This window comes from Solibacillus sp. FSL W7-1472 (assembly GCF_037969775.1).
Lineage (GTDB): Bacteria > Bacillota > Bacilli > Bacillales_A > Planococcaceae > Solibacillus > Solibacillus silvestris.
Genome location: NZ_CP150208.1, coordinates 2,237,832 through 2,257,166, shown reverse-complemented (window position 1 = coordinate 2,257,166; position 19,335 = coordinate 2,237,832). Strand labels below are relative to the sequence as shown.

Below are 19,335 nucleotides of genomic sequence, written 5' to 3'. Positions count from 1 at the left end.
TTAATTATTTTGTAAACTTTTTAATCAAAAGAGACTCTTTATTAGTGTAGGCTTTAGAAAGGAGTACCTATGGATTCGCATCTTTTGTTGGAGTTATACAAGAAGCAAGCAAAGATGATTTATTATTATTTAAAAAAGAACGGCTGTAGTCATGAGGATGCAGAAGATATTGTTCAAGAAAGCTATACGAAATTTATTGCTTATAGCAGTGGTGTTCCTTCCGATAAAGCACTTTCCTATATTTTTACGATTTCCATGAATGAATTAAAAAAACTGTTAAGGAAGCAGGGGAAGAAACGATTTATTTCGATCGACGATGATAATTTCTGGAACAATTTTGCTAATGACCAGGATACAGAAATGAGTGTATTAACAATCGAAATGAATCATGAAATTGCATTTGTTTTAAACCATATTCAAGAAATCTTTAAGCAGCTTTTACTATTAAAATATGAGCTGGAACTTAGTTATAAAGAGATTGCTTTGTTGCTTGGGATTAAGGAAGAAACGGTAAGGACTTATTTATTTCGGGCGAGAAAAGAATTTCAAAAGAAGTGGAGGGAGCTACATGAATGATTTTTCGGAGGACCTTTTTGATGAAAAGAAAATCAAGAAAGCAGTAAGAAGAGGGAAATTGAAGACAATCATTACGGTTATTATTATTTCTATCGTGGTATTCGTAGTTTTAAACATAGCTAATTCTGCAATATCGGCAAACTATAGTGAAAAGGCTTTTAAGCAGTGGGATGCTTATGTCCGTCTTAGCACGCCAAACGGTTACATAAGTGAAACCGTAGACTCCAGAGGCTTATTAGGCGGAGTAAGCAACTATGAAATTTCGAAAGACTTTAAAATCAAGTCGGTTGTGATCGAACGAAAACAATACTCATTTGGTCTGATCCCATCTGTTTTAGTATCTAGAGGCTCAGGTGGCAAAATCGGTATGACAGGTGAAGATTGGCAATTTGGCTATAAAGAAAATGGTTGGCGAGAAATGATGTTTTTCCATCCGAATGTATCCTATAAAAAATATAAAGATGATGAAGATCAGATTGAGCTAATGCAAGGGGATAAAATTTATGAAGTGGCGATTTCCTTTGATCAGCCGTATAAACCAAATGAACTTTTCATACAGCTTCCCGAAATGACATGGTTTTGGGTAGACACTTATAGTAGTGATCAGTTAAACGAGTTTCAACAAGAGGCAAAAGAAAACGATTGGACTTCAACATTTATTAGGGAGCATGATGTGCTAGGCTTTTCAATAAACACGCCTTTTATTTCAATCCATGATTTAGAGGTCGAGTATGAACAATTTTTAGAATTACTGCAAATGAGTATTTCCCGTGATCATCGAAATACTTTTAACAAGATGAAGGATGTTAAGTTAGAGGATGTAGAATTATTAGGAGCAGTCGTTTATGGAACGAAGGAAGAAATAGTAGAAATTTTAAAAGAACCGATCATAAAAGCTTCATCAATAGGTGGAGTCATTGAAAATTATTAGTCTAATCTTCCTCTGGTAATTCAGAATTCAAGGAGTATAAGGTTGTAAAATTGTGCTTTTCTTGAGTAAGAAAAGTGCTTTAATTTAAAGGCCATATTATTAATAACATTCAATGAAGTAAGAAAGGCTATCATATGAAAAAAAATCAATTATATTATCTTATTTTTCCTATTACCTATTTTATTTTTGTAACAGCTGGTCAATATTTTGCTAATGGTAATATTAAATGGGAGAAAAATTTATCTCTTACAGTAATTGCTCTTATTGTTCTCTGTTTATCATTAGCAATTAATAATTGGGCGAAAACCCCACATGTTTGGAAAAGAAAAGATAGATGATTAATTTGCCTTCAACTCCTTTTAAAGTGGGTAATTCTGATGAGGGTCTTACGAGTCTATGAAGTGTTGCCAAACGATGATTTGGGAATGTTATACTTTAAATATATAAGGGGGCGAAACAAATGGATTATACTAAAATCTACCATGAGGAACTGATTGCCTTAGTAAAAGAGAAAATTAACTCAGTCGGTGAAGTTAAAGCGGTGAAGTTTGTAAGAGAACAAACAGGTATGTCGTTAATACAGGCAAAAAAATTTGTGGATTTTTGTAAAGAATGATGCAACAACAATGTAAAAGGAAGTGATTTTTTGGTCAGTAAAATAATTTTAAATGATAGAGTAATTCAATTGAGTAGCTATGAAGAAGAAAAAGTAAATGGGGTTTATAAAGTCTCGGTCATTTTTGATGTGACAAGTAAAGACTATCATGATATTGCGACTTTACTTTACAACGGAACTTTTGACGTTAAGATTCCTGAGAAAGAATTAATGTTTAGAGGAACGATTTATAACTACTTCACTTCTATTACAAATTTGTATGAAGAAAATCAGGTAGGACAGTATACATTGACTTTAGTAGAAGAAAAGGACTGAAATTTAATGAGATTAAGCATATTGGATCAATCCCCTATTTCTTCAAATCAAACGCCTCAGGATGCACTAAACTGGTCAATGAAATTAGCACAGGCTGGGGAGGCACTAGGATATACAAGATACTGGATTGCCGAACACCATGATTTATCTGGACTGGCATGTCCTGCACCTGAAGTCCTATTAAGCTACATTGGCGCTAACACGAATCGAATTCGTATAGGATCTGGCGCGGTTTTATTGCCTCATTACCGACCATACAAAGTTGCTGAACTCTTTAATACGTTAGCGACATTATTTCCTAATCGTATTGATTTAGGAATCGGACGAGCGCCAGGTGGGTCTGCCGAAGCGATGACTGCTTTGTCTGATAACTTTATCAAAAATGTGGGGAACTTTCCTGCCTTATTGAGAGACTTACTCCATTTTTTAAATGATGATTTTCCAACAGATACCGAATATTCAAAGCTATCCGCTTCTCCCATACCTGAAAACCCGCCAGTACCTTGGCTACTTGGCACGGGTAAAAAAAGTGCTTTACTAGCAGCAGAAAATGGATTGCCGTATACTTTCGGTCATTTTATGAGCGATCATGATGGAGCTGCTATCATTAGGGAATATATTGATACTTTTAAACCAAGAAGAGAAGGGCAAACACCACAAGTCATCGTAACTGTTAATGTTATTTGTGGTGAAACAGCAGAAAAAGCCGAAGAAGTTGCAGCAAGCTTTCTCATCTGGTCTCTACAAATGGACAAAGGGGAAGGTCATCAAGGCATTCCTTCTATAAATGAAGCTGAGCAATATAAGCTGACTGAAAAAGAAATAGAAAAGTTAGATAAAGTTAGACAAAGTATGATTATTGGCAATCCTTATGAAGTAAAACAGAAATTATTTGAATTAAAGACAAAATACCAAGCAGATGAAATGATGATTAATACAATTTCATATTTACCGGAAGATCGAATCCGCTCCTACGAACTAATTGCAAAAGAAGTGTTTTCAGAAGGAAAGCACTTAAAATTAAAGGGGCATTAATGGAATAAAAATTTACAACATCGGGCGCATTCTTGAAAAAGAATTGCGTCTTTATATAGCGCTCCATAGTCATAATCCGCATAAACCAATGTCATCGATCTCCTCTATACCTTCAATAGTGTTTGTTAGTAGTTAACGATAAAATATACCCTATCCATCACATTATAACTTCCAAAAATATTCTTCATTCGACTCGAACGAAAATTAATTATTTACAGTCTAATAAATAAGGAGGTGGCACAGATTGGAAAACTTACTCGAAAAAGCTACCGCTGGAGACCAACTAGCAATCCTCGAACTGATTGAAAAAGACGAGGAAGTACTTTATCCAATTGCTTATACATACTTAAAAAATGAGCAGGACGCACTCGACGCCATGCAGGAAATGACTTATAAGGCACTGAAAAAAATGCATACTGTTAAACAGCCTGAATTTGCGCGTACTTGGCTCGTCCGAGTACTCATCAACTGCTGTAAAGATATGCTGAATAAACGTATCCAAACCGTGGAAATTGAAGAGACCAGCATTAGCGAAGCACCGATTTATTCCGATATCAGTCGTCTTCTTAACTTACTTACCCTCACAGAACAACAGCTCGTTTACGCAAAATATTTTCAACAGCTGAAAAACAATGAAATTGCCGAACTGCAAAATATCCCGGAAGGCACCGTCAAATCAAGGTTGCACGCCATTTTAAAAAAATTGCGTAAAGCCGCTGGACATAAGGAGGATTGGTTATGATTGATATTCCAAAAGATAAGCTACGCCAAGGTCGAATTGATGCATTTACAAAAGTAAAAAAACAACGCCGCCGTAAGAAGCAATGGCAGGCAATCACTGCAGTGGCTATTATCTTTCTAAGTTTTTTATTAACGGTCCGGGTCTCGCCGACTATTGCTAGCTATGCCGCTAAAATTCCTGGCCTTAGCGTTATTGTTGAACTCGTACAGGAAAATGAGGGGATAAAAGATGCCATAGCCAATGAATACTACGAGGAACTTGGCATTCTTGTGCAAGACAAGGATGTTACAATAACAGTGCAAGGGGCGATCATTGATGAATACGGTGTTATGCTCATGTATGATTTCGATTATCCGAAAGAAAAAAAAGATCATCATAACTATTCCGTGAATATATACCAGGGGGATCAACTGCTTGAAAATAGTTTATCTTACGGTACGTTGGACGGCCTAAACGAGCCGGTTGCACACAGTAATCATATACTTGAAATGACGCTTGACCAACCGCTCGATACGACAAACCCTAATTTCCGGGTTGAATTTGAAATGCGAGATGGTGACAAACAAACGATTTCGATTCCATTCACACTTGAAAATCCGATTGCTAAAGCTAAAATAGTAGAACCGAATGCGAGTATTACAGCACAAGGTCAACGTCTATCAATCAATAAAATCATTCGGACACCGCTACGCATTCATATTGAAGTAAAGCCAGATCCATCGAATATGATGCAAATCGTCGCTCTCGATGACATCTCACTTGAGCTTAAAAACGGTAGTAAACGTGAACTTATTCGCAACGGTTTAGTTGGTAGTGGTTCGTTCCGCGAAGGTCGGTATACGTTATACTTACAAAGCAATTACTTCTACGATTCGGATGAACTCATCGTCCGCATCGGCGAAATACAAGCAGTTCCAAAAGGCGAAGATTATATCGAAGTTGACTTCACAACAAAGGAAGTACTTTACAAACCAGACTTCATTGACTGGGATATTAAAGTTGTCGGCAACGATGTATACTTAAACGCACCAGTCAAAGACGACCACGGCCGCCAGCACTTGTTTCCTGCTGAAAAAGAGGATGGTAAGTCGCTTGAATCTGAAGGAAGCAGTTTCTCTACGTCTGCCTACGAAGGCTTTAATTATAGAGAGTACTACGAGCCATACAATGGCAGAGCAAAACTATGGATCAATTACATTGATAACCCGATAGCAACGGACGTTGAGCTTAAGATAAATTTGACTGAATAACGAAAGACCCCAGTTTTATCATTTAAAAAAAGCATCGTTTAAACCGTAACGATGCTTTTTAGATACCTACTTTTAGTATGAGGAAATCCGGTATAGGAATTTTATTCCATTAATCGCGTTAAATTATCAAAAAGAGGTGATTTTTTGAAAAACACACTTATTTTATTTACTGTAAGTAGTTTTTTGTTAGTTGGGTGTTCTCAAGAAAAAAGTTATAGTGTTTGGGTTGAATCATCCCAAGACGCAGAACTTATTCATGCAGCAAAAGAAAGACTTACTAATGCAGAAATAGATTTTATAATTGATGATAATGGAAGTGTTTTAGTAAATGAGAAGGATTTTGATAAAGCTGTATTTTGTTGTTCTTAATAATATATAAGAAATAGACATACTATTGGGGGAAAGCTATGTCCTTAACTTTATTTATATTTATTGGACTTTTTGGTGCATTCTTTATCACATTTCTTAAAAGTCCATTAATAAACTTATTTGGAGAAAATAATATTCTACTATTTAAGTTAAAAAATGCTGGATGGTTTCAAAATTATTGGTTGGCTGGCATATTCCTATTTTTCATAAATGCGACCCTATTTTTTTCAACTGCGCTTCTTCTGTATGCGATGACTTATTTCATAATTCCATATGTACATTTGCTTATAATGACTCTTGCTGTAATTGGAAGTATCTTTTTATGGATAATAATTAATAAAGCTTGGCAAGGTACGAGAAAAAATCGTTTGAAGATGGGAGCGGTCGGGAGTAGTTTTTATATGATCCTATCTCTTATGTTGATTTATTTGCTAGTAACACTAGAGCCTTTCTATCCAGGTGAGGATACTTTTATGAGGGCGATTGGATTAGTTATGGGTATTGTTGTGACAACAGTTGCGTTTATTTCGTGTTTGATCTTTACAGGGTTTTCGAATAAGAAGGAAGTGAATGAGGCGCGATTCTGAACTAGGATCAGCGCTGTTTTTTATATAGAGAACTATAGTTAAGATCTAGGTGATATTTTCATGACCAAAATAAACAGGTGTAACGGGTTAATTTAGATATGGATAAATATGTTAATATGAATTAAGGTTTTATAAAGGAGGTTTATATGTTATGGAAGTCTCACTATGTAAAGCAACTTTGGATGACGCGGCCAAGCTTCATGAGATACAAGTGAAAGCATTTATGCCGTTGCTAGAAAAATATCAGGACTATGAAACTAATCCAGCTAATGAATCCTTAGAAAAAGTTATAACTCGATTTAATCAACCATTTACAGATTATTATTTAATTAAAAATCTTGAAGTTACAATTGGTGGTATTAGAGTTATTAAAATGGACAATGAATCTTATCGTGTCAGCCCTATATTTATTTTGCCGGAACATCAAGGAAAGGGAATTGCTCAAAAAGTCTTTGCAATCATAGAGAAAATATATCATAACGCAAGATCATGGGAGTTGGACACTATTATGCAAGAAGAAGGGCTTTGTCACCTGTATGAAAAGATAGGTTATAAATGGACGGGTAAATCCAAAATAATAAACGAAAAGATAACAATAATTTTTTATGAAAAATCTCAAATCATTTAAGTTAAAGCTTGGGAACGAAAAATACATGTAAACTCTATGTAAATAAATAATAGGAGTTTTTTAGGAAACGTAAAGGGGGTTATTGTATTAAGAAAATAACATTATCAAATGGAAAAATTGTTGTAGTTGAATGTTTAAGCTGTGCATTAACAACTGGTTTGATAGAACCTGATGGCGGAGTTGTATATGAAACGAAATATTTTCACGCCCATCAAGATGTAGCTTATCCAATCAAAGGGTTAATCATATTAGCTTCTAAAAGGCATATCAAGTCTTTTGATGAATTAACTGAAGAAGAAAAATTAGATTATATTCAGACTTTAACCAGAATAAGACAGGCCCAAAGAGAAGTATTAAATATCGAGTACGTATATTACTTTTATAATGAAGATACTACTCACCATTTCCATACTTGGATGGTTCCAAGATATGAGTGGATGTATGAGTTTGGCCGCTCAGTCGAGTCCGTTAGACCGACGCTACTTCACGCCCGCAACCATATGAATGATTCTAAAAATAAAGAAGAAGTAATGACAGCAATTGACTTATTAAAAAATGAATTAAATAAATGATCTAGAGTAAATTATGCCGAAAGCAATTGTTCTCAGTAGGGGGAAGAAATGAATTGGGATTTAGATAGCATTTTTCTAGGTGGAAGCAAGTCAAATCAATTCATAAATCACTTAAATGAATTGGAAGAGTATATACATACTATAAAAAGATCGGTTGCCTCTTTTATTGCACTGCCCTCAATAATTGATGCGGCTAATGTAGCAGAATTAATAAACAAAATTGGAGAAACCCGCATCCATTTATCTCAAGCCAATTCTTTTGTCACTTGTCTCATTTCTCAAGATTCTAAAGATCAAGATGCTGTAATTTTACGTGGTAAAATATCTAAATTTGAATCTGATTTTAAAAATGAATTATCTAAAGTACAGGTTGTCTTAACAAATATTAAACAGGAGATATGGGGAAGGTTAATAGAAGCTAAAGAATTAGCAGATTATAAATTTATTTTAACTGAATGGCGTGAAAATAAGAATACTCCTTTATCAGATGATGAACAAGCGTTAATAGCTGATTTAATGGTTGATGGTTTTCATTCTTGGGGTCATTTTTATAATGCACTTATAGGTAGTATGAAAGTAAATATTGAAATTGATGGAAATAAAAAACAGCTTTCGATAGGGCAAGCAATCAACTTAAGATCTCACCCTGATGAGAAGGTTCGATATGAAGCTCATCAAGCATTGGAAGAAATATACGAAGAAAAAGAAGAGATATTCGCCAAAATAATAAATCATATTACGGGCTTTCGATTACAAATTTATCAACATTCAAGAATTGAAAATGTATTAGAAATCCCTTTAAAGGAAAACAGAATTACGGAAAAAACAATGAATGCAATGTGGTTGGTCGTTAAGCAATATAAAAAACCCTTCTCGAATTATTTAAAAAGGAAAGCTGAATTAATGGGGAATCCTAGCATGAAAGCCTATAATTTTTGGGCTCCCATTACGAATAAAAGTCCTGAAATTCAATATGATGAAGCAGCTACTCTCATAACAAACCATTTTAGTCAGTTCGGAAGCGAATTAGAAGCGTTTGCTAAGCATGCTTTTAATGAGGGCTGGATTGAAGCGGAGGACCGTGACAATAAATCGGCTTTCCCGTTTTGTGCTAGTTTTCCGCTGACCGGTGAATCAAGAATTTTTATGACTTTTGGCGGGACGTTTTTAAATGTGTTAACCCTTGTGCACGAATTAGGTCATGCTTTCCACAATTACGCGATGAAATCAGCGGATGGGTTAAATAAACAGTATCCGATGAGTATTGCCGAAACCGCTTCAACATTTGCAGAAATGATAATATTTGATGCAGCAATGGAAAAAGCGCAGTCAAAAGAAGAGAAATTGCTTTTATTGGATGAGAAATTGAAACGAAGTGTTATGAACTTTATGAATATCCATTCCAGATTTTTATTTGAAGAGAGATTTTATGAAGAGCGTAAAAAAGGGCTTGTTTCATCCAAGCGTTTAAACCAATTAATGAATGAGACCATACAAGAAGCTTATAATGGTTCCATTGACGAGCCGTCTACGTATTCTTGGGTTTGGACACCCCATTATTACATTACACATTCACCTTTTTATAATTTTCCTTATACTTTTGGATATTTATTTGCATTAGGAATTTTTGCAAAGGCCAAGGAGAAAGGAAAAGAATTTGAGAAGGATTACTTAAATTTACTTAGAGACTCAGGCAGTATGACGGTAGAAGATTTAGTGATGAAACATTTAGGGGAAGACATCACATCTAAGGATTTCTGGGAAAAGGGGATGGAAATCTGTATAAAAGATGCAGAAGAATTTATAACCCTCACTTCTTAAGATAAGGTACATAGAAGCTATAGTACAAAACAATTCAGCAAATAAAGGTGGTTACAATAATGAGTGGAACCGAAATCTTAAATATATTTGGATTTGATGTAGAAGAAGAGCCTAAAAGCATTTATCCATATTCACCCGTATACCGAGTGAAATATGGTGATCAGGATGTTGTTGTAAAACGTACGCAAAGCAGAGCAGAAAGTGTTATGTCTTATATCAACATGCTAAAAGATAAGGGGATAAATGTTGTAACACCAGTTAAATTACAAGTTGAAAACCCACAAAAAATTGAAGATACAAATTTTGTAGTTTATCCATTTATAGAAGGTCAAAAATATTCAGGTAAAGACAATGAAATTTATGAAGCAGGTAAAATGTTAGGACAGATCCACAGCTATTCACCTGTTTCAAATAGTTATAACCTCCTTGACTACGATGTCTATGATTTTAATGAGGAAGAAGTAGAAGAGAGTATGGAGGCAATTATCCAACATGCTAACAAAGCTGGAATAGAAATTGATGTGGCATTAAGAACAAAGTTGCTGGAAAGTGTAGCGAATCAACAGATACTTTACCGTGCAAATTTACCGCATATTGCAACGCCACATGATTTTAAAGCAAATAATTTAATATTAATCCCCGAGCCATTTCTAATTGATCCAGATAATGCTGCTTGGATACCGAAATTATTTGATCTAGCACTCGCGTTACTACTTTTTCATAATGAACATGAAGAAGCCCCGGAACGGGTTTTCACAATAGATGAATGGGATTTATTTTTAGCTGGATACAAAGAATATATCGACATTACCGATGAAGAAAAAAGATATTGGGAAATGGCGAAGCAGCATGTCTTTCTGGATGAAGTAATGTGGTTAATGGCTGAGTATGAAGAGGACTGGCAAAAATCTTCTCAACAAAAATTATTTAAAAGCTTGATTCAAATTGTACTAGATAGTGCTGACTATAAACTAGTATAAATTGTTTAAAGCTGACTATTTAATAACACATTTATTCAATGTTACATAGGCAAACTAACTTCCACTTTATTTAATCCGACACGATTCTTATTGTTTATGCTTTTTAAATATCAAATAAAAAACAATTGACACTTTAATAATTTTTATGATATTATTAAAAATTTGTTAAAAATCCATATACGTGTTAAGGTTAAGAAGGTTACCTTAAGGTTGCCATATGGAGGTGGATTATTTGTTTCAAATTGGTGAAAATATTATTTATCCAATGCACGGAGCAGGTATAATTAAAGCCGTAGAAGAAAAGGAAATATTAGGTGAAAAACAACAGTGTTATATTATAAAAATGTCAGTCGGTAATATGCAAATTACAATCCCTATGGATAAAATATTGAGTTCAAGTATACGTCCAGTGACTGATATAATTGAATTGAAACACATCCTTCATATTTTTCAGCATGGAGAATCAGATGAAGTATTGCCGTGGAGACAAAGGTATAAAGTGAACACGGACAAAGTAAAAACGGGTAAAATACTGGAATGTGCTGAAGTTGTACGTGATTTGATGCGTATGAAAGAAGAAAAAGCACTTAATACAAGTGAAAAAGAAATGTTAAATAACGCGCATCAATTTTTGATTAACGAACTGGGATTAATTAAAGGGATTACTGAAAACCAAATTAAAAGTTTCTGCTAAAGTTAATGTAAGTCTTCCTAATAGGGTGCGATTCTTAATGAAGAATTGTGCCTTTTTCAGTTGATGGATTATCGTTAAGAGAATTATTGAATACTCGAACTAAGACTGCTTAAAGCCGATAATTTTTAACATACTAAAAGTAAGATTAAAATTAAAGGTGTGGTTGGATTGAAAAGAGCGGTATTTTTAGATCGAGATGGCGTAATAAATGAAGTGCTAACTAAGCGAGTGAAATTTGTAAACAATCCGAAACAATTTTATTTTTTACCTGGTGCAGAAGAAGCCATTAAAAGTTTAAATGATTATTTTGATTATGTATTTGTTGTGACGAATCAAGGTGGTATTGGATTAGGTTATATGAAGGAAAAGCAGTTGCAGAAAGTTCATGACCACATGGTAGCTGAACTGAAGAAAAAGGGAGCAACGATTCATGAAGTTGCCTATTGTCCGCATAAACCAAAGGCTGGGTGTGAATGCAGAAAACCAAATAGCAAAATGATTTTGGATTTAGGTGAAAAATACAAAATAGATCTGGAAAAATCCTATATGGTCGGTGATACAGATACAGATATTCAGGCAGGTAAAAAAGCAGGTACAAAAACAGTTTTTATAGGTGAGCAGGATCCATTGGCAGATGCAGTTTTTCCAAATTTAAAAGAAGCAGCCCATTGGATTATTCGTGATATAAATAATGATTAGAAATAACCACAGTGGAAATTATCCATTGTGGTTTTATTTTGGGGAAATTTTACTCTTTATCAATTTCAGAAGAGTATAATAGTATTTGTTAGAATATTACATTTTTCTGAAAAGGATGTGTCTAAGATGTGGGAACAAAAATTTATTGAAACACCAAGAGGAACTTTCGAATATTTTGTAAAGGGAAGCGGTCAGCCACTTGCTATTACGCATTTTTATATGGCATTTAATGAAAAAGGGAATTGGTTTGCTAACCCATTCACAGAATATTATCAAGTCTATCTAATTAATGTCCGTGGGGCGGGTAATTCACCTGCCATCGAAATGGATGACCAAATGAATTTAGAAGAAATCATATTAGACTTAGAAGCAATTCGAGAAGCATTACATATTCCGAAATGGGCTTTTGCAGGCCATTCAACAGGTGGGATGCTTGCATTGCAATATGCTGTATTAAAACAACAATCTCTTACAAAATGTATTTGCGGTTGCAGCGCAGCAAGTAAAGCATACGCAACTCATCCAAATAGTATTTACTGTGCTGATAATAAAAATTTCAATAGAATTATTGAAATCATGGAAAGTCTAAATAATCCCGACACGCCGCAAGAGAAACGAAAAGATTTAGGTTTTGAATGGTCAATGATGTCATTTACTAGTGAAGAAAAATTAAAACATGCCCTGACAATACCGAATAATGGACGGACTGTTGGTCGTGCACTGGATTACTTTAGAAAAGTAGCAGTAAAGTCATTCGATTTACGAGAAGAGCTGCCGACAATTCAAATAGATACATATGTGTTTGGCGGAAAGTATGACGCGCAGTGTCCAATTGAATTTAGTATTGAAATTGCTGACCTCATCCCTACTTCTGAATTAATAATATTTGACCATTCTAATCACAATCCATTTGTTGAAGAAGAAAAAGCATTTCTCGATTTTGTTAAAAAGACTACTAAGCCGCTTAAATTGGTCTAAATTAGATTGTAAACAGGCTCGGTTCCACTTATCGAAACCGAGCCAATAATTGTTACTTTCATTAAAATAATTAATCATAAGTCTGAACGTAAAGACCATTTTCCTCTGACCATTCAGCATAATATATTTTCTTGAGATCCTCGTAACCTTTCTCTTTTAACTGATGAATGATCCATTGCTTATCTTTTCCGATTTGTGCAAGAATCCTTTCCTCAATTTGCCCCTCGTCGATAAGCAAGTGGGTTAGCACGCCACCGGTATCTTCATCGGATGAATTCTTTTTCAATATACTAATTTGCCCACCCGGTTCAAGAAGGACATATTTTACCTCACTAATAGAAAAAACCCCTTGCATCCGCAGTAAGGAACGAAGCTGTTCAGATTCTATTTTATTTTTCTTTAACTCGTTAATATCCAGCAGCCCATTATTTACAAGAAAAGACGGTTCTCCTTTAATAATCTTACGAAGCCTTTCAAAGTTCCTGACAAGAAAATCAGTTAAAAGATACAGCGCAGTCCATAATCCAATCGTATAGAGGACATCCCAAACTCGTACTTTTTCATCGTATACACCCTCTTCAAGCGTTCCTCCAAGAATGACGATAAACACAAAGTCGAATGGAGTAACTTCCGCGAGTTCCTTTTTCCCGATAAAGCGGATAACAACCATAAGCGCTATAAAACCTGCAATGATTTTAATAGTAATTGCTGTAATCATCTATATACACTCTCCTATCATCCTTTGAATACCCTGTAGCCTATCAATTTAAGCTGGTCATAATTCACTAGCGTTTCCTGTTTTAAAAGAGATGAAGGAGTATTAATGAGTTTAATAGAAATCATTAGTACAGGTTCAGTAGCTCCAGTCTGTAGCTCCAGTCTGTAGCAAAAGTCATTACTCGAACCGTATGTTAGGAGGGGAACAAATGCGAATATATCCGGATTGTTCTGTAATTAAAAAAACGATAGAGGTAGGCGGGCTATCCAAAGCAGAACTTATTCAAAGGCTGCAACAGTCTTCGATTTCATTGAACCAATATGGAGAGAAGTTATTATATGATGATCGGTTTACCACTTCAGAAATAAAGTATAGCTTGGAAATAGTTGAACTATTAGTTAGAGATCTGGGCTTTCCGAATGGCGCAACATTACCTGAAATCTATAAACAGGCGAACGAACTTCGCTTACAGTTATGCCCACCTGAACTAGGGCCTTACTTAAGACTGGAATATGTAGATCAAGTTGAGGAAAATTCAGGAAATCCTTCACAGAAAAATGAGGCACCTTCTGGATCTATCACCATCGCATCAGAAATAATCAGTGATGAGGATAGTTTTCCAAAAGGATTTTATGTTAGAAAAGTTGATGGCGTATTATGGCTGCGCGGATATGTTGCTGACAACTTGCATGTGTGGAATCCCGATACCCGGTTTATCTTTAAAACAGACAATGATTATTAAATCGAAGTAGTAAAGATTTTGTGTGTTCAGTACCAAATAAAAACATCGAGGTGGTTCATTTGCTGAAGGAGAAATCGGAAATATTGGCACATCATCAAAACTTTATAACTTTTATTCATAGTTTGAAATCTTTTGATGAAAATCTATTAAGAAAACCGATTGAGGATGGAAAGTGGTCTGTTATAGAAATAGTAGGACACTTTTGCCCTTGGGATGAATTTGTTTTACAACACAGAATTCCATATTTATTAAAAGGCAAAAGCTTACCGAAAGGCCCAAGTGTCGATGATTTAAACACGCATTCTTCTTTACTTGCAAGAAACGAAGCGGTTGAAAATACATTGGAAAAATGCATCGGTATTCGTGAAGACTTATTAAGTCAGTTAGATCAAATATCTGATCTTAACTGGATGTCTGAATTACAGATTAATGATGCTAATATAGCCTTTTATGAATATTTGAAAGGCTTAATGGAACACGATCTTCATCATATAGATCAAATAAAATCTACTATTAAAACAGGTGATTATACTAGTTAATTAAATTATTGTTGCTGGTTTCGTAGTATTTACATTGGAGGAAATATTGATGATGAAATTGATAATTGCTTTTTTAGCGTTGATTGGCGGTTCGGCAGTTGCGATACAAAGTCAAATCAATGCCTTATTTAGTAAGAAAGTGGGCGTATTAGAAAGCGCAACCGTTTCCTTCATGGTAGGCGCGCTTGCGTTGTTCTTTTTGACTTTCTTTTTTGGAAAGGGAAATTTTTTAAATGTATTTACAGTTCCAAAATGGCAGTTAATCGGAGGGCTATTAGGTGCATTCTTTATTGTCATTAATATTTTTTCAGTAAATTTAATCGGAGTGGCCGCAACCTTTATGGCAGTTATTATTGGTCAGATTTTAGTAGGTGCAATTATTGATCATTTCGGACTTTTTGGTGGGGTTGTTTATCCAATCAATATGACGAAACTCATTGCCCTTGCTTTAATGTTTGTAGGGATATATTTGTTTAATAAAGCTTAAAAGAAATAAAATGGAAATAAATTAATTTTATGTGTAATATATGAAACTTAATTGGTTTCCCTTCGTAGGTTTATTTATGGAGGGAAATGAATGAAGAAATTATGGTGGATAATTAATGGGGTTTGGCTTCTTTTGTTTAGCGGGTTAGCTATATTTATTTATTTTAGAGAAGTAGATGCTGCAGGTGTTGTTCAAACATCTGAGCTGAGATGGCTTTCTTTAGCACTGTTAGGTGTAGTATTTATTTTTGTTGCCATCATCCAACTTATAATTTTATTTTTTTTAAAGAAACCAAAAAGTTAATAGCTTATAAAATTTAAGGTGCTTTCCATAATAAGGGAAGCGTTTTTTTATGAATAATGCCAATGATGAGAAAAATTAATTTTAAAATTTAAAGCCAAATGTTCTTCTCGTATGTCTAATAGATGTAAAACGAAAATGAAGGGAGGAATTGCTATGAATATTGGACGCTTAGTAAAAAAAGCTCAAAAAGGAAATGACAAAGCATATTTAGAGCTTTTCCAAAAATATGAAGCAGATATTTATCGAATGGCCTATGTCTATGTGAAAAATAAAAATGATGCTTTAGACGTCGTACAAGAAGTAGCTTATCAGTCATTCAAAAATATTAGCACTTTAAATAAACCAGAATATTTCAAGACATGGCTTATGAAAATTACGATCAATTGTTCCTTGACCGTAATTAATAAAAATAAAAAAGTGGTTCAACTAATTCCCCAATTTGAAGTACATACAGGAGAAGAAGTTGAAGATATTGCAATTTCTTTATCTTTACGAGAACTAATGGATACTTTGCATGAAGATGAGAAAAGCGTGATTTTACTTAAGTATTATAATGACCGTACATTAAAGGAAATATCAGATATTCTTGAAATCCCGCTCGGAACAGCAAAATCGATTTTATATCGTGCTCTAAATAAACTTCGCCAAAATTTAAAGGAGGTAGAGAACTATGGGGAATCATTTTAAACAGGATATAGAGAATATTGAAATCCCATTTCAGCTTCATGAAAGGAGTAAGAAAGGTATTCAGGAAGCTAAGTCAGAAATGGGGGGAACAGTGAAACGTTTTGTCAAAAAACGTATAGCGATTACGATTATGGCAGCCTGTTTAATGGTTCCAACAGGGGCATTTGCGTATCAATCGTTACTTGCAGATGATTTATATGGATCGTTTGATAATGTAAAAAAACATATAGCAAATATCACCATTAAAAGTTATTTATTATTTGATGCAAAATTATCCCAAGCAAAAGGTGACCTGGGAAATGAACAATTTGAACAGTTCAAAGAAATACTCTATGTCATTACAGATGCAAAGCTTGAATTTGGCGATAAAAACGGTAATATCGATTATTCTAAGGTTTCTGAAGAAAAACTGGAGGAAATTAAAGCGGCCATATATGAAATTCAGCCTTACTTTGACAGGTTAAACAATCAACCATCGAGTAAAGAGATTTTAACAGCTGAAGAATATGAGCAATATATTCTGGCTTTATTAACCTATGAAACAGTTATGGCGCAATTAGGTGTCTCTTCACCACCAAAAATTGAGATGATTCCTGCCGATGCACAAGAAGAATTTTTAAAGGCTCGTGCTGTTTTGGATTATGTGAATGAAAAACAAATGGAGAATTAATGGTGTAAATCAGCTTGGTATTTTCAAGCTGATTTACGTTTTTATATTTAAATAGACAATAGTATTCATAAATTGTTAAAATAATTAGAAATAAATTACAGGTGGAATAAAATTGAGAAAAAGACTAGGTTGTCTACACGCACATTATTCATATATTGAATACATAGAAAATGTACTTGCTCCATATAACATTGAATTAGTCCATTTTGTTGATCCAGGATTAATGAATCGACTAACCTCAGATCAGAATTTCAATGAAGTAGATGCGCAACAAAAAGTGAAAGAACAAATGGAATGGATTGCCCAATCGAATATTGATGCTATTTTAATTACTTGTACAAACTATATTGCCATTTTACAGGAAGACCATCTTTCCATTTCAGTTCCAATTTATAAATTGGATGAACCGTTCTTTGATTTCATCTGCAATATTCAGCAACCTCATACTTTACTTTTTACCAATGCGGCAACCGTTGAAGGAACAATGGAACGTCTTAGACTTTTTGCTGATACCTATCAAAAATCGTTAAACATCGAGGTTGTTGTTCTAAACAACATGTTTGACTTAATCATGCAAGGACGTAAAAAAGAATACGATCAGGAAGTAGCAAGGATGTTAGAACAACTGATTTACGAGGGCAAAATAATTTCTGTTGCTCAATTATCGATGGTGGATGCAGCGCAGCTTGTTGAAGCGAAGACAGGTAGATCAATCACGAATCCGTTAAAAACTTTCGTATCTACTATTGTTAAAGAATTAGATTTAGAAAATATTTATTAAGAATCATTTGAAGAGCGCGTTTCTATGGAGCAGCGCTTTTTTATTAATGTAAATTACCTGGGGAATTTATGTTAAAACTCTGTTACGTTTAGTAATGAGAATACTAATAACATTGAATGATGGAAAGCCCCTAGAGGTTCAAATGTAAAGGTGAATTTTTGAAACTTTAGCGTTTGTAAATTCGTATAAAATATTAAGACTGGAGGTGGCTACATGAACCAAGGTAAATTATTAATAAGCTTTATTTTAATTGCTTTTGGGGCTTTATACATATTCGGTTTTACATCTGTTCTTAATGTAATTGTTGATGGTAGTTATCAACTCGAAGAACAAAATATTATTAAAAAAAATGGTGACCTTTATTTGTTAATTGACGGTTATGAATTATCGTTATCGAGGGAATTCTATAAGAAGATAGAGTTAGATAAAACTAATGAGTACAAGATTAAGTATGTTTATAACAGATTAAATAATAATGGTGAGGTCGTTATGCTAAAAAAATATGGCGAACAGCCTTGGGGGAAATGACAACCTGTAGTTAACTTCCCATAATTAGTACTGTCATGTTTAATTTTAGGTTGACTGGGGGGATATGAGTGCAGGTTTCAGTATCTATTTTAGCGTTAATCCTAAGTATACTTAATTTCATTATTGGCAGATTAATTGTAGGGAAAGAGAGAGGGAAAGTTTCAGAGACGAGTGGCAAAAATATACAAAGAGTAGGATTTGTCACAATTCTAATCATTGCTTTCAGTTGTTTCTATTTTATAGATATTATGGACGATAACGCCATGAAGTGGTTTTGGTTATATTTTTATACGATTACTTTTGGCTTTCATTTCTATTTGGATTGGGTGTATTTGAGGGATACAAAAGAATATTTGGTTTCACTTATTCTATTAATCATTGGAGTTTCATATATCTTATTTTTTGTATTTTGATTTTACAGAAAAGTTAACGATTGCTTGTATTCTTGGGAAAGTAACTAGAAATATTATATGTTGGAAAAATAGGGGGAAGTTTAAAATGGTTGAGAGAGGCGGTTCCATGATAAAGAAGTTTGACATTCGAAATACAAAAAATGCGAAAGATCTATTAATGATTCAAATACCATCTTATAAAGTAGAAGCAGAAATTATCGGTTATGATGATATCCCACCATTGAAAGATACAGTAAATACTTTAAAACAATGCGGAGAAACTTTCTTTGGCTACTATATAAAAGAAGAACTATGCGCGGCCATATCGGTGAAAGTTATCGATAATGAAGTAGACATACATAGATTAATCGTTCATCCAGACCATTTCCGTAAAGGAATCGCACAGAAACTCTTAACTTTTATTGAAGGTAAGTACAATAAAAAGACATTCATTGTAGCAACTGGATCCAAAAATATGCCAGCAGTTACTTTTTATAAGAAGAATGGGTTTCAGATTACGAAGGAAATCAAAGTAAATGAACATTTATCCTTAACCTATTTTGATAAGAAATTATTAGCTGATTGAAGTTTGCAATAAGAGGAGTGGAAAATAATTAAACACAAAAGGATGCTTTTTTTACTGCTCATCATTTTTATATTGTCATTTTTTTTCGATTATATATTAATCAAGAAGC

28 protein-coding genes are annotated in these 19,335 nt (G+C 34.0%); 27 read left to right on the top strand and 1 reads right to left on the bottom strand.

What is annotated here, in order from left to right; translation table 11 throughout:
- The first annotated feature begins 69 nt into the window (after positions 1–69).
- The 17 genes from MKY07_RS11200 to MKY07_RS11120 all read left to right on the top strand — a co-directional run bounded on the left by MKY07_RS11200 (position 70) and on the right by MKY07_RS11120 (position 12,793).
- Positions 70–576, top strand: coding sequence for an RNA polymerase sigma factor (locus MKY07_RS11200; RefSeq protein ID WP_065215760.1), 507 nt, complete (start codon positions 70–72; stop codon positions 574–576).
- Positions 569–1,507: an anti sigma factor C-terminal domain-containing protein gene (locus MKY07_RS11195; RefSeq protein WP_065215761.1), complete on the top strand. Its 939-nt coding sequence runs from the start codon at positions 569–571 to the stop codon at positions 1,505–1,507. Before MKY07_RS11200 ends, MKY07_RS11195 begins: the two co-directional genes overlap by 8 nt.
- A gap of 134 nt (positions 1,508–1,641) precedes the next feature.
- Positions 1,642–1,845, top strand: a complete 204-nt coding sequence (locus tag MKY07_RS11190; protein WP_339262201.1) for a hypothetical protein — start codon at positions 1,642–1,644, stop codon at positions 1,843–1,845.
- Between the two features lie 122 nt (positions 1,846–1,967).
- On the top strand, positions 1,968–2,123 hold the full coding sequence (locus MKY07_RS11185) for a hypothetical protein (RefSeq protein WP_008404095.1): 156 nt from the start codon (positions 1,968–1,970) through the stop codon (positions 2,121–2,123).
- A 30-nt stretch (positions 2,124–2,153) separates the two neighbouring features.
- A complete protein-coding gene (locus tag MKY07_RS11180; RefSeq protein ID WP_339262199.1) occupies positions 2,154–2,438 on the top strand; it encodes a DUF3219 family protein in 285 nt (94 codons plus the stop codon).
- Between the two features lie 6 nt (positions 2,439–2,444).
- On the top strand, positions 2,445–3,473 hold the full coding sequence (locus tag MKY07_RS11175; RefSeq protein ID WP_339262198.1) for an LLM class flavin-dependent oxidoreductase: 1,029 nt from the start codon (positions 2,445–2,447) through the stop codon (positions 3,471–3,473).
- Positions 3,474–3,717: 244 nt separating this feature from the next.
- Positions 3,718–4,215 (top strand): sigma-70 family RNA polymerase sigma factor, encoded by a 498-nt coding sequence (locus tag MKY07_RS11170; RefSeq protein WP_008404089.1) that lies wholly within the window; start codon positions 3,718–3,720, stop codon positions 4,213–4,215.
- Complete coding sequence (locus MKY07_RS11165; RefSeq protein WP_339262197.1) at positions 4,212–5,465, top strand: DUF4179 domain-containing protein; 1,254 nt, start codon at positions 4,212–4,214, stop codon at positions 5,463–5,465. The genes MKY07_RS11170 and MKY07_RS11165 overlap by 4 nt, the downstream gene beginning before the upstream one ends.
- Positions 5,466–5,609: 144 nt before the next feature.
- Positions 5,610–5,834, top strand: a complete 225-nt coding sequence (locus tag MKY07_RS11160) for a hypothetical protein (protein ID WP_065215767.1) — start codon at positions 5,610–5,612, stop codon at positions 5,832–5,834.
- A gap of 38 nt (positions 5,835–5,872) precedes the next feature.
- Complete coding sequence (locus MKY07_RS11155; RefSeq protein ID WP_339262195.1) at positions 5,873–6,421, top strand: hypothetical protein; 549 nt, start codon at positions 5,873–5,875, stop codon at positions 6,419–6,421.
- Between the two features lie 151 nt (positions 6,422–6,572).
- The gene (locus tag MKY07_RS11150) at positions 6,573–7,049 is read left to right on the top strand and encodes a GNAT family N-acetyltransferase (protein ID WP_065215769.1); all 477 of its coding nucleotides are present in this window, start codon (positions 6,573–6,575) and stop codon (positions 7,047–7,049) included.
- An 86-nt stretch (positions 7,050–7,135) separates the two neighbouring features.
- Positions 7,136–7,621, top strand: a complete 486-nt coding sequence (locus MKY07_RS11145; RefSeq protein ID WP_065215770.1) for a diadenosine tetraphosphate hydrolase — start codon at positions 7,136–7,138, stop codon at positions 7,619–7,621.
- Positions 7,622–7,669: 48 nt separating this feature from the next.
- Positions 7,670–9,442: a M3 family oligoendopeptidase gene (locus tag MKY07_RS11140; protein ID WP_339262192.1), complete on the top strand. Its 1,773-nt coding sequence runs from the start codon at positions 7,670–7,672 to the stop codon at positions 9,440–9,442.
- Between the two features lie 59 nt (positions 9,443–9,501).
- A complete protein-coding gene (locus MKY07_RS11135; RefSeq protein ID WP_339262190.1) occupies positions 9,502–10,422 on the top strand; it encodes a phosphotransferase in 921 nt (306 codons plus the stop codon).
- Positions 10,423–10,639: 217 nt separating this feature from the next.
- On the top strand, positions 10,640–11,116 hold the full coding sequence (locus tag MKY07_RS11130; protein ID WP_339262188.1) for a CarD family transcriptional regulator: 477 nt from the start codon (positions 10,640–10,642) through the stop codon (positions 11,114–11,116).
- A gap of 168 nt (positions 11,117–11,284) precedes the next feature.
- Positions 11,285–11,815, top strand: coding sequence for an HAD family hydrolase (locus MKY07_RS11125; RefSeq protein WP_339262186.1), 531 nt, complete (start codon positions 11,285–11,287; stop codon positions 11,813–11,815).
- Positions 11,816–11,941: 126 nt separating this feature from the next.
- Positions 11,942–12,793 carry an alpha/beta hydrolase gene (locus MKY07_RS11120; RefSeq protein ID WP_339262184.1) on the top strand — a complete coding sequence of 284 codons (852 nt, stop codon included), beginning with the start codon at positions 11,942–11,944 and terminating at the stop codon, positions 12,791–12,793.
- A gap of 70 nt (positions 12,794–12,863) precedes the next feature.
- On the opposite strand, the gene MKY07_RS11115 is transcribed toward MKY07_RS11120, so the two are convergent.
- A complete protein-coding gene (locus MKY07_RS11115) occupies positions 12,864–13,511 on the bottom strand; it encodes a DUF421 domain-containing protein (RefSeq protein ID WP_339262183.1) in 648 nt (215 codons plus the stop codon).
- A 208-nt stretch (positions 13,512–13,719) separates the two neighbouring features.
- Between MKY07_RS11115 and MKY07_RS11110 the strand changes: the two genes are divergently transcribed.
- From MKY07_RS11110 to MKY07_RS11065, 10 genes are all read left to right on the top strand, one after another.
- A complete protein-coding gene (locus MKY07_RS11110) occupies positions 13,720–14,253 on the top strand; it encodes a helicase (protein ID WP_339262182.1) in 534 nt (177 codons plus the stop codon).
- Between the two features lie 83 nt (positions 14,254–14,336).
- The gene (locus tag MKY07_RS11105; protein WP_014823563.1) at positions 14,337–14,792 is read left to right on the top strand and encodes a DinB family protein; all 456 of its coding nucleotides are present in this window, start codon (positions 14,337–14,339) and stop codon (positions 14,790–14,792) included.
- Positions 14,793–14,844: 52 nt separating this feature from the next.
- Positions 14,845–15,279: a DMT family transporter gene (locus MKY07_RS11100; protein ID WP_339264644.1), complete on the top strand. Its 435-nt coding sequence runs from the start codon at positions 14,845–14,847 to the stop codon at positions 15,277–15,279.
- Positions 15,280–15,369: 90 nt separating this feature from the next.
- On the top strand, positions 15,370–15,582 hold the full coding sequence (locus tag MKY07_RS11095; protein ID WP_339262179.1) for a DUF3923 family protein: 213 nt from the start codon (positions 15,370–15,372) through the stop codon (positions 15,580–15,582).
- Between the two features lie 153 nt (positions 15,583–15,735).
- On the top strand, positions 15,736–16,269 hold the full coding sequence (locus tag MKY07_RS11090) for a sigma-70 family RNA polymerase sigma factor (protein ID WP_339262178.1): 534 nt from the start codon (positions 15,736–15,738) through the stop codon (positions 16,267–16,269).
- Positions 16,253–16,939, top strand: a complete 687-nt coding sequence (locus MKY07_RS11085) for a DUF3600 domain-containing protein (RefSeq protein ID WP_339262177.1) — start codon at positions 16,253–16,255, stop codon at positions 16,937–16,939. Before MKY07_RS11090 ends, MKY07_RS11085 begins: the two co-directional genes overlap by 17 nt.
- A 106-nt stretch (positions 16,940–17,045) precedes the next feature.
- Positions 17,046–17,720 (top strand): hypothetical protein, encoded by a 675-nt coding sequence (locus MKY07_RS11080; RefSeq protein WP_339264643.1) that lies wholly within the window; start codon positions 17,046–17,048, stop codon positions 17,718–17,720.
- A 213-nt stretch (positions 17,721–17,933) separates the two neighbouring features.
- Entirely contained in the window at positions 17,934–18,248 is a 315-nt protein-coding gene (locus tag MKY07_RS11075) for a hypothetical protein (RefSeq protein WP_339262175.1), read from the top strand.
- Positions 18,249–18,316: 68 nt separating this feature from the next.
- Complete coding sequence (locus tag MKY07_RS11070) at positions 18,317–18,661, top strand: DUF4181 domain-containing protein (RefSeq protein ID WP_339262173.1); 345 nt, start codon at positions 18,317–18,319, stop codon at positions 18,659–18,661.
- Positions 18,662–18,746: 85 nt separating this feature from the next.
- Positions 18,747–19,226: an N-acetyltransferase gene (locus MKY07_RS11065; RefSeq protein ID WP_339262171.1), complete on the top strand. Its 480-nt coding sequence runs from the start codon at positions 18,747–18,749 to the stop codon at positions 19,224–19,226.
- Positions 19,227–19,335 lie beyond the last annotated feature (109 nt).